Source organism: Gynuella sunshinyii YC6258, assembly GCF_000940805.1.
In the GTDB taxonomy this organism is placed as follows: domain Bacteria; phylum Pseudomonadota; class Gammaproteobacteria; order Pseudomonadales; family Natronospirillaceae; genus Gynuella; species Gynuella sunshinyii.
The window spans coordinates 5,708,356-5,719,676 of sequence record NZ_CP007142.1 but is presented as its reverse complement, the minus strand read 5'-3'; the positions used below and the strand labels follow the sequence as shown (position 1 = coordinate 5,719,676).

At 49.5% G+C, this 11,321-nt stretch carries 8 protein-coding genes; 3 read left to right on the top strand and 5 right to left on the bottom strand.

Annotated elements, in window-relative coordinates:
- Positions 1-12: 12 nt before the first annotated feature.
- The 3 genes from YC6258_RS23790 (at position 13) to YC6258_RS23775 (ending at position 4,998) form a co-directional block, all read left to right on the top strand.
- Positions 13-570, top strand: coding sequence for a hypothetical protein (locus tag YC6258_RS23790; protein ID WP_044619095.1), 558 nt, complete (start codon positions 13-15; stop codon positions 568-570).
- A 3-nt stretch (positions 571-573) separates the two neighbouring features.
- Positions 574-2,271 (top strand): hypothetical protein, encoded by a 1,698-nt coding sequence (locus YC6258_RS23785; RefSeq protein WP_044619094.1) that lies wholly within the window; start codon positions 574-576, stop codon positions 2,269-2,271.
- A gap of 561 nt (positions 2,272-2,832) precedes the next feature.
- Positions 2,833-4,998, top strand: a complete 2,166-nt coding sequence (locus YC6258_RS23775; protein ID WP_044619092.1) for a malate synthase G — start codon at positions 2,833-2,835, stop codon at positions 4,996-4,998.
- A 183-nt stretch (positions 4,999-5,181) separates the two neighbouring features.
- Here YC6258_RS23775 and YC6258_RS23765 read toward each other — a convergent pair whose 3' ends face one another.
- From YC6258_RS23765 to YC6258_RS23745, 5 genes are all read right to left on the bottom strand, one after another.
- Positions 5,182-6,873, bottom strand: coding sequence for an autotransporter outer membrane beta-barrel domain-containing protein (locus YC6258_RS23765; RefSeq protein ID WP_044619090.1), 1,692 nt, complete (start codon positions 6,871-6,873; stop codon positions 5,182-5,184).
- Between the two features lie 513 nt (positions 6,874-7,386).
- Positions 7,387-8,049, bottom strand: a complete 663-nt coding sequence (locus YC6258_RS23760) for a hypothetical protein (RefSeq protein ID WP_052830540.1) — start codon at positions 8,047-8,049, stop codon at positions 7,387-7,389.
- Positions 7,997-9,268, bottom strand: a complete 1,272-nt coding sequence (locus tag YC6258_RS23755) for an adenosylmethionine--8-amino-7-oxononanoate transaminase (RefSeq protein ID WP_211264579.1) — start codon at positions 9,266-9,268, stop codon at positions 7,997-7,999. Before YC6258_RS23755 ends, YC6258_RS23760 begins: the two co-directional genes overlap by 53 nt.
- 117 nt (positions 9,269-9,385) lie before the next feature.
- The gene (gene bioD / locus YC6258_RS23750) at positions 9,386-10,024 is read right to left on the bottom strand and encodes a dethiobiotin synthase (RefSeq protein WP_044619088.1); all 639 of its coding nucleotides are present in this window, start codon (positions 10,022-10,024) and stop codon (positions 9,386-9,388) included.
- Positions 10,025-10,029: 5 nt separating this feature from the next.
- A complete protein-coding gene (locus tag YC6258_RS23745; RefSeq protein WP_044619087.1) occupies positions 10,030-11,187 on the bottom strand; it encodes an 8-amino-7-oxononanoate synthase in 1,158 nt (385 codons plus the stop codon).
- Between the last annotated feature and the right edge of the window lie 134 nt (positions 11,188-11,321).

The window sequence follows — 11,321 nt, the reverse complement described above, 5'->3', positions numbered from 1 at the left end:
TGGAGTACTGAAATGCTGAATCAGTCTGTTGCCATAATACGTATTTGCATCACTGCTGTGAGAGGTCTGATGTCGTGGTTGCGAGCCGTATTATGGCAATGTGCTGTGCCTTTACTGATGCTGGGACTGGCGCTCTCTGCCGTTGCCGGGCCATTGGTCAAGCCTGACTCTCCGCTAACCGTTACTATCGCGATCGAACCACTTCAGCAGAGTTTCGAATATGGAGTTAATGTTTCGGTTGTGTCCGGATTGTCAGAATCGGCAGAAATAATCATGACCGTCAATGTGCCGGATGGAATCCAGGTGTTGAGTGGGACCACTGAATGGCAGGGAACGCTGGTTGCTGGGGAGAGTCATTCCCTGATGTTCACCGGGCGAATACCGTCAGATGGTCATCACGTCATTTCTGCCAGCGCGGTGGCTGAGACCCTGTCAGGTATCCGGTTAACGGCAATCGACAGTCGTCCGTTGCCGGGCGAACCCATCGTTCGCTCCAGTATCGTGGTTCAGCATGACCGCTATGAACAACGCCTTGGACACACTATTCTGACAATCTCTCTGGATCACTAGCCTATGAAATGGTCCTATGTACTTTTGCTGGCCGGACTGATTCTGTTCGTGTCCTGCCAGGAAAACGCCTCCGGCTCTCTGTCTCAAACGGACAGTAGCAGCAAACCGGATGCAGTTCAGGTGACTCTGACGGGCAGAATCGAATACCAGGATAGAATCTACGGTACATCCGGTTTCATTAACGGCAATACACCGTTCAAGCCGGCACGTCGGGTGGTGTTGGATCTGATGGATGAAGAAGGGAATCTACTGGTCACAACGCTGACAGATGACAACGGATATTACGAAATTCCAGAGGTATTCACCGCAGACTATTCGTTACGGATTGTGGCGGAGACCGAAACCGAATCCGGCAATATCATTTCCGTTCATAATCACAGTGGCAATCAGTATGCAGTGAGCCAGAAGATTACGGTCACGGAGAATAATAATCGAGCAGATGTTCAGGTGTTACTGGATGATCGTGTTGCCGGTATCTTCAATATGATGGATGTCATGTTATCCGGCTATAACTTTGTCGCCGCATATTCCAGCGATGCTATTGCCATGAAGAATCTGAAACTGTTCTGGCAGTATGGCAACCAAACCGGAACCTATACATGTTTTTCTCAATCGGGCGGGAGCTGTTCCCAGGGAGCCGGCATATACGTGCTGAGTGATCCTACTGGTGATACGGATGACTTTGATGATGATGTGTTGTGGCACGAATTTGCCCATTACTGTGAATATTCTCTGGGTCTGAATGAATCTCCGGGCGGGTATCACTCTCTGTCCAGCAATACTCTGGATTTGCGCCTGGCCTGGAGCGAAGGACATGCCAGTTATCTGCAGGCAGCGATTAAAAACTGGCTTCGTGAAAACGATCCGCAGCGTTTGTCGATTCCCGGCTATCTGGAAACCAGTTACTATGTTGACAATAATAATCAGCCCGGTTACCCGGCACTGGTGGTAAATTATGACAGCCTCAATGGTTCAGCTTACCGTTATGCCAGTAACGAAGCGGCGGTTTCCAGAGCGCTGTGGCTGCTATTGCAGCGTGCCGATATCGCTGCCATTTGGGATTCATTTTCCGTCTATCTGACAGTGAATAACAGTGCCGATAATCTGGAGGCCTTCTGGGATGGCCTGTTGCAGGCGCAATCACCGTCATCGATACAGATCAGTCAGTGGCAGTCTGCACTGGCAGACCGGAGTATCTTCTATCAACAGGATGCCTATGAGCAGGATAACGATATCTTGTCCGTTGAGCCGTTGAGCTGTCTTTTCTCCGGTCAGACCCTGCCCTGGAGCTGCATCAACGGGCAACAGCATTATCTTTATTATGATAACCAGGAGCCGGATCAGGATGTCATCGGGGTTCAGCTTAGTGGCGGTCACCGCTACCGGATCTTCACCCATGAGCTGCGTAATGGTGCAGACACGCAGATTACGCTGCTCGATTCGGCGGGTAATGTGCTCATTGATGCTGACAGCAACCCTATCCGCAATGATGATGCGACAGACTGCGAACTGGAGCCGCAAGGTTGTTATCCCCTGCACGATGGCACCCATTTTCGTTCAGAGGTGTTCTATACCCCCCAATTTAATGAGACGGTATACGTTAAAGTTGAAACCACAGATGCGGTTTATCAGGCCCCCTCTATTTATGGCTATATCGGTCGTTATGGCAGTTATCAGTTTTCTGTTCAGATCATGGATTGATGCCAGCACAGATGACTCTGGTATTAAGCCGCACCGCCATGCTTATTATGACTCGAATAACCGGCAGTCCCGGCAGGTAACCGCCATTTTTTCCATTCAGTAACAATCTTCTGTAATACTAAAGCCTCATAGCGAAATTTCACTGATAGAGTGGATTTCGCTATTTTTTTGCGTACAATCCCTGAAAAGATTACAGAACAACAACAGAATAGCGGGCGCGGAACTGTGTGACAGCAGATCTCTGCTACGATGAATTGAGCGCTGAGGGAACAAGCCGTTCAGGCGATGGGTGGAATCGCAGGTGTTTCGATCAGGCTTATCTGGAGCAAGCGAATTATCGATCATTTGCTCCAGAAAATTCCGCTTATCGCTGTGTTCCGGCACAACGGTTTCAACCGGTTCATTTATGGAAAATTGCCGGAATTTGGCAGGTGGTTTTCTGACCGCGCAGGACAGGCGGTTTGCATGTCAGGTTTATAGGGAACCTCTGAATCATGTCGGCGATAAAGATCATCATTCAGAAGTTCCATAGGTTCAAAACACCAGAAACGAGGCTGAGTTATGGCGGAAATGGTTCAAGTTGGCGGCTTGAAAGTCGCAAAGGTGCTGTACGATTTTATCAATGAGCAGGCGATTCCCGGTACTGGCGTTGATGTGGTCAGATTCTGGACCGAACTCGAAACCGTGGTCGAGGATCTGGTGCCCAAAAACAAAGCATTGCTGGAAAAGCGTGACGAGTTACAGGCAAAGATAGGTGCGTATCATCAGCAACATAACAATATTGATTTGGTTGCTTACAAACAATTTCTCGAAGAGATCGGCTATCTGCTGCCGGAAGTGGATGACTTCCATGTCTGTACCGAAAATGTGGATCCTGAAATTGCCCTGATGGCTGGACCACAGCTTGTGGTTCCGGTGATGAATGCCCGGTTTGCATTGAATGCTGCCAATGCCCGGTGGGGAAGCCTGTATGACGCGCTTTATGGAACCGATGTGATTACCGAGACCGGTGGCGCTGAAAAAGGCAATACTTATAATCCGGTCAGAGGGGCGCGAGTGATCGAATTTGGCCGCTCGTTCCTGGATCAGGCCGTACCATTGTCTTCTGGCAGTCATAATGATGCCCGGGCTTACTATATTGAAGATGAAACCTTACTGATTACATTGGCCGATGGCCTCACCGTAGATCTGAAAGACCCACGGAAATTTGTCGGCTACGTGGGAGCTGCTGATCATCCGGTGGCTATTCTGCTGCGCAACAACGGGCTGCATTTCGAAATTCAGATCGATCCATCGAGCCCAATCGGCGTAAATGATCCCGCGGGTATCAAAGACATTCTTATGGAAGCGGCGCTGACCACTATTCAGGATTGTGAAGATTCCATTGCCGCTGTCGATGCCGAAGACAAAGTCCTGGTGTATCGCAATTGGCTGGGGTTAATGAATGGGGATCTGCAGGACACCTTCGACAAAGGCGGCCGGACGATGACCCGGATACTGCATCCCGATCGTGAATACATTGCGCCAGATGGCCGCACCATTACCTTGCCGGGACGCAGTCTGATGTTTGTGCGCAATGTGGGTCACCTGATGACCATTGATGCCGTCATTGATAAACACGGCCAGGAAATTCCCGAAGGCATATTGGATGCCATGGTCACTTCTTTGATCGCCATGCACGATATCAAAGGGTTGGGTAAATACCGCAATTCCAAAACCCGCAGCATCTACATTGTTAAACCTAAAATGCACGGTCCGGAGGAAGTGGCGTTTACCAATGAACTGTTTGCCAGAGTGGAGGATGTACTGGAATTGCCGAGATTCACCATCAAGGTTGGCATCATGGATGAGGAGCGCCGTACCACGGTAAATCTGAAAGCCTGTATTCGAGCGGCCAGAGATCGCGTAGTGTTCATCAATACCGGGTTTTTGGATCGTACCGGTGACGAAATTCACACCAGCATGCTGGCTGGCCCGATGATTCGCAAGACATTGATGAAACAACAGCCCTGGATTAAGGCCTACGAAGACTGGAATGTGGATATCGGTCTGGCTACCGGTTTGAAGGGAAGGGCTCAGATTGGTAAAGGCATGTGGCCGATTCCAGATGAAATGTGTCAGATGCTGGAAACCAAAGTGGCTCATCCTCAGGCGGGTGCCAATTGTGCCTGGGTGCCATCGCCCACGGCGGCAACACTGCATGCCCTTCACTATCACCAGGTTAACGTGGCGGCCAGACAAGAGGCAATCAAAGATCGTCAGCGTGCTTCTCTGGATGACATTCTGACCATTCCATTGCTTAGTGATGTATCAAATTTGTCCGTTGAAGAGATTCAGCAGGAACTCGACAACAACGCCCAGGGTATTTTGGGTTATGTGGTGCGTTGGGTCGATCAGGGAATTGGCTGTTCAAAAGTGCCCGACATCAACGATGTGGGTTTGATGGAGGATCGGGCTACCCTGAGAATTTCCAGCCAGCATATGGCCAATTGGCTGTATCACGGTGTTTGCAGCGAAGAGCAGATTATTGCCACCATGAAACGTATGGCTGCAGTGGTAGACCGTCAGAATGCACAAGACCCGGCTTACCGACCTATGGCACCTGATTTTGAATCCAGTTATGCATTCCAGGCGGCCTGCGATCTGGTGCTGAAAGGGAAAGAACAACCCAGCGGTTACACCGAACCATTGCTGCATGCCTATCGGCGTAAAGTAAAAGCTGGTTGAAGGGCTGTGCCGGCAGTGATGGCGAAAAAATTATCAGGGGACTCACCAAAGAGGTCGTTCCGACCTCTTTGGTTGTTGTCTGGCAGGCTGTTGATTTTAACGCCATATTCACAACGTCAGTCGAAAATAAGCAACCTGTCAATCCTGCTGGCAACAGACGTTGCCATACATGGCCGACCTGAATCATTTCAACACGGGATAGTCACTGGAAGTACCAAAGTCCCAGACAGTTGTACTCCAGCCGGAATACAAACCGGATACACACTCGCCCGGTGCGGTAGGGCATTTTAAGGTTCGGGTGTTATAACCCGTCTCGTCGCCCGCACTGGTTGACTTCCCGCTGCGCAGAGTATCCCAGTAGCTGGCTGAGACGTTGGTCAGGTCACTTCCGTAAAAGTCTCCCAGGGTGTCGATACGCCCGATCAGACCACCGGTATCGGACTGACCATTCACTTGTCCGATTGAGTAAGTGTTACTGACATAGATGCTCAGATAAGCCTCATCGATGTAGCCAATGAGGCCCCCGACCATGGCGGTACCAGTGACCTTGCCATACGCGAAGCTGTCTGTAACGTTGGTGACGACTTCCGGCCAGGAAGTTGAAAAAGAATATATGTGGCCCATTAGTCCGCCGACGGATCGGGAACCGCTGACGTGACCGGTTGCATAATTTTGATAAGTGTTGATTGAACTGGAATTGGCAATCGAAATCAGGCCTATCAGGCCGCCGACATTTCTGCGCAATCCATTGACGTTACCATGGGCAGAGTTGTTAGCGATGACAACGCTTGGGAAATCGCCATCTGACTCCAGGTAGCCGATCAGGCCGCCGAGATTCCCGTCACCATCAACAGACGCTGTGGAAATGTTATTCAGTACCTTGGCTTTGGCATTGTATTGGTTTGCGATCAGGCCCCCGATCAGACCACCAACATTTATAGTACCGGTGATGTTTCCGGAGATACTGTTAGAGGTCATGGAGGTTTTGTCATCCCCGTTATATTCCTGTGTGACATCGATATGACCGGCCAGGCCGCCGACATAATTGTCACCGCTGATAACTGCAGACACCTGATTGTCCGATATCGAGGCTGTCAGCCCGGTAGCACTGTCAAGGTCCGGGCCATTGATGTAACCCACCACACCAGCCACCCGATCGAGACCATCTACTGTACCGCTCAGCTGGTTGTCGGTAACGATAAGCCGATGATCATTATAGTTAGCCAGTGAACGAAGACTGCCTGCCAGCAGCCCGACATTATTGCCACCGGAGACATTGCCGGAAATAATGTTATGCTCGAAGGCAAACGTGTATATCTGTTCATCGTCCAGAGACAGCAAGCTGCCGACCAACACCCCGGTGTTGTTGTTACCGGCTACAGAGACCTCTCTGCTGGATCCATCGATGGTCACGTTGTAGATTCTCCCGTTGCTCATCGCAGCAAACAATCCGATATTGTCCTCGCCGGTACGATCAATGTAGAGGTTGTAAAGAGTATGATCATGACCATTGAATTCGGCGTTAAATGGCGCTTCTGCCGAGCCTATGGGATCCCAGCCTGCACCACTATTCCAATACAGATCATCGGTGGTAATGCCATTGTCGTTGGTATCAAAATTCAGATCTCTTGTCAGCTCGTAACCGAAACAGCCGCTATTTGGGCAACCGCTGCTGTCTGTATTGCCGGAGGCGTCGGTCATACCGGTACCTTCCAGGTTGTAACGGATCTTATAAAGATCGTTGAGATTATTAATCTCAATCAGGCCATTGCTGTCGCTGTCAACCGTGGCCTGAGTGCCGGCAGATGCCAGGGCCAGAATACAAAATATTCCTGTGTATCGGAGGCGGGAAAAGTTATCGAGATATGTACTCATAATTTGATTCCTTGGTATGAAGTCCTTGAGTGATGAAATTCACCTGAGCAATAACACTCGAACGTTCAGGTGATTTCCTGACGGGAAGGGTTATGGTCCTTGGTTATGCCGAGTGTCATAACATTCCAGTATCGATAATATTTTGGTTTTCTAATTTAAATATCCTTAATTAGTTGGGCATGTTTGATAAAGTTATACGACTGTTAATCTGGATCAATGTTTTGCCAAAATATCGCATAACGATCAGATTTTTTTGTTCTGACAGAAACTGTGCTTAAGGAAAGACAGGATTTTTATAACAGCAGGCAGGGGTTATAAGCCTGACTGACAACCAATGTCAGCTTTATGCACCCCAGTACCCGTTTTAGACTTGGCTGTGTTGCACGAAACGCTTTAATTTCCCGGGGCGACAATAAATAGATCAGGACGATCTATTTATTGTCGAATGAATGGTTTTGATGATAATAAATATCAGCGCTGGTATTCAGAGAGGCATTGCCACTGCATATCCGTTCAGATCTTAACCGCCGGTTCATAAGGTTGTTCAATACTGGTAATGATTTTGTCCCACAGTTTTTTGAATAACCCGCTTTCATAAGTACTCAAATGTTTTAGCTGATCAACGTTCTTACCACAGGCAATATACATTTCCTCCAGATGACGATTTTCTTCAGCGAGTAGCGATTTCAATGATAAATGATAGTCTGATTCTGCCAGCGTCTGTTGATAAATCCGGTATAGCCAGCAGGCCCTGAGCTCGATGATCAGAGATACCCAGCTGTAGGCAGAGGAAGGGCCGACGACATTCGAGATACCCGCATCCAGACGGCCGAAGTACATCAGTGCCGGAACTCTGGCCATGGTATTGTCGTCCATCCAGCCTTCCATATCATGCCCGGCTGCACGTTCCGCCTGACGTTTAAAGAAACTGGCGTGTCGGGCTTCTTCAGCCAGATGCTTCAGTATGTCTTCGCTCATTCGTTGTGGTTTAACGGTTTGACTCACCATTATTTTACGGCTGCCCATATGTTCGAGCATGGCGAGCATATTTAAAAACCGTGCATGTTGGGCATTGTCCGTGATCAACTGTCGTAAAAACTGCCTGACAGGGAATTCATATATTTTATTGGCAGATGCCATTCCGGATATGGTCAGCGGATCTTGCAATACAGTCATAGATACTTTCCAGTTCATTGTCGTTGATACAGTAGGGTGGCAGTACGTATACGCAGTTACCGAGAGGTCTCAGCAGGATATTTTGGTTCAGATAAAAACGATAAAGCTGTGGTCCGATGGCAGACAGATAATTGGAATCTGAGCCGGCAATTTCCAGCGCCAGGATAGTGCCCTGTACCCGGACATTGGAAATTCCGGGATAGTATTGTAATTGCCTTATTGCAGATTGATGACGGCGCTGAATGCGGGAAACGTGTTCCATAATCGGCTCCTGTTCCCAGATGTCCAGGCTGGCGACAGCTGCCGCACAGGCCAGTGGATTGCCGGTAAAGGAAGAAGAATGAAAGAACGTTTTGCTGCGGTCCGTATCGTAGAAAGATTCATAAATATCCTCGCTGGCCAGAGTGGCTCCCATGGCCAGGAATCCTCCGGTCAGTCCCTTGGAAAGACACAGCAGATCAGGTGATATGCCTGCCTGTTCGCAGGCAAACAGCGTACCGGTGCGTCCGAAAGCCGTCATGACTTCGTCGGCAATCAATAATACTCCATACTGTTGACACAGTTCATGCAAGCTACGCAACAGGCCGGCGCTGTAAATTCGCATTCCTCCGGCTCCCTGGATCAGTGGTTCCAGAATCAGAGCGGCAACATCGTTGCCCTGTTGCTCCAATAGTGCGCGAAAATGCCGAACAGTCTTGCTGTCTTCAGCCTCCACTGCGGATTCGGGGAAAGGCAGATAACTGACTTCGAATAAATAAGGTTGGTAGATGTCGTTATAGATGCTGCGCTCACCAGCCGACATGGTACCAAATGTGTCGCCATGATAACCGCCCTCCAGAGCCACGATGGTGCGGCGTTGTTGACCGCGGTGTTCAAAATGGCCGATGGCCATTTTAAGAGCAACTTCAACGGCGGTTGACCCGCTGTCGGAGTAGAACACATAGTTAAGGTGATCACCTAGATGGCGATGGACAACCGATAGCAGCCGGTCCGTCAGTTGTTCGGCCGGATGATGGGTGAATCCGGCAAAAATCACTTGTTCCAGCTCTGCTGCCTGATGCTGAACCGCACTGACCATTTTGGGGTGACAGTGGCCGAAGGTATTAATCCACCAGCTGGAGATCCCGTCCATAATTGCGCGGCCATCCTCGCTGTACAAATACAGACCGGACGCGCTGGTAATCTTAATTGAATCCGGAAAAATGGCATGTTGGGTCATTGGATGCCATGTGCGTGAACGGACATGGGAGAAATTTTTATCGTACATGGATGATGTTGTTTTGTCGGTCTGTTGAAGGTTACTGGACCAGGACTAACAACAGCAGGTCACATCCTATTATCTGGCATTTATATCAAAGTCATAAATATTAAAGCCAGAATGAAAGGCCCGTTTCAGAGCTGCGGGGCCAAGATCCTCAAGTACCGGTATCTGGCCTGTCAGATTAATGCCAGAGTACTCCAGGATGGTACGCAGGTTATCCGCATGCTTCTCACCAATTAGCACGAGACCCAGTATTTTTATATTTCGGTTATTTAACGCTTCAATCGATAACAATGTGTGATTGATGGTTCCCAGACCGCTTCGGGCGCACAAAATAACGGGTAAATTCCATCGTTCGAATAAATCGATTTGCAATAGATTGCGGGTAATCGGCACCAATAATCCACCAGCTCCTTCAATGATCAATGGCCGCCGGCTGACGGGTACACGCAATGTTTCAGGGCGGATCTCAATGCCTTCCAATTCTGCCGCACGATGAGGTGATAACGGTTGGGAAAGAATATAGCTTTCCGGGAAAAAATGGTCATCAGGCAGGCCTGTGAGCTGTTTGATCATTTGAGTATCCGTGAATTCCTGATTCCCTGCCTGAATTGGTTTCCAGTAATTTCCATGTAGACCAACGGTAATAATCGCGGAGGCCACCGTTTTGCCGATATCGGTATCGGTGCCGGTGATGATAAACGCAGGTGCCATAGGATTCAGAGGCTCCTTTCTACGAATGTCGCGGGGGTATCAAGCTGACTCAAGAGCTGCCGGATATCTTCCAGCGTTGAAGGGGTGATATGAACGTTGAGGGATAGTCGTAAGCGTGAGGTTCCTGGCGGTACTGTGGGCGGACGTATTGCCCGAATGTCATAACCGGCCTGCTGCATGAAGGTCGACGCTTCAATAGCCTGTTGGTTGTCCCCCAGAATAATTGGAATGATCTGAGTGCCATGGCCGCCAAACAATTGTTGTGCGGTCACGCAGATGGATTTCAATTGCTGACGCAATCGGGCGCCCTCTTCTGAGGCACACAACTCCATGGATTTAAGTGTCATATATGCCTGAATTGGTGGTGGTGCAGTGGAAAAAATGAATGGCCGGCAGGTGTTGATCAAGGTGTCTATAATTGTCGCGGTGGCGCATACGATTCCACCAGCCACTCCGAGAGCTTTGCCGCAGGTATGCAGAGTTATGAGATTTTCCGGCATGCGGATCGCGCCATCAGTTTCCGGGCGACATAGCTGTTCACACAAACCTTTGCCATTGACCCCCCAGATGCCGCTGGCGTGGGCCTCATCGACAATCAGAATCGCCTGGTAAACCTGTGCGAGTTCATACAGTTGCTGTAAGGGTGCCATGTCGCCATCCATGGAATAGAGTGATTCCACGACGATCCAGATGATATCCGCAGAGGCCCGAAACTGTTGCAGACGGTCGGCGAAATCGGCCAGATCATTGTGAGCAATTCGCACGCTTTTCGCGACACTCGCCTGGATACCATCACGGGAGCTGGCATGCACCCGTGCATCGTACAGAATCACATCATGGCGGTTGGGAAGTGATGTCAGCAGTGCATGGTTGGCCATAAAGCCGTTGGCAAAAAACAGGGTTTTCTCGCAGCCATGATAATACGCTGCATATTGTTCCAGAGCCTCGTGTTCGGCGGTGTTCCCACGCAGTAAGCGGGAGCCTCCTGAACCAAATGCCACGCCCATTTCCAATGCTTCGTGCGCGGCCCTGATCAATACCGGATGATCGTGCAGCCCCAGGTAATCATTAGAGGACAAATCCAATCCAGAAGGTAGGGAACATTCACGATAACTGTGTTGTTCTCTGAGCTTATTGAGAGTGATATCAAATCGGGGGTGCATATTGGGTTGTTCATATCCGAAAGTGGGGGGATTAAACACACTTGGACAGTAAAGCTGAATCGTCGGATATGACGATGGGCGGTACGATTACAACCTGTATACGAAAGGCGGACTCGGAATCCGCCTGAGAACAT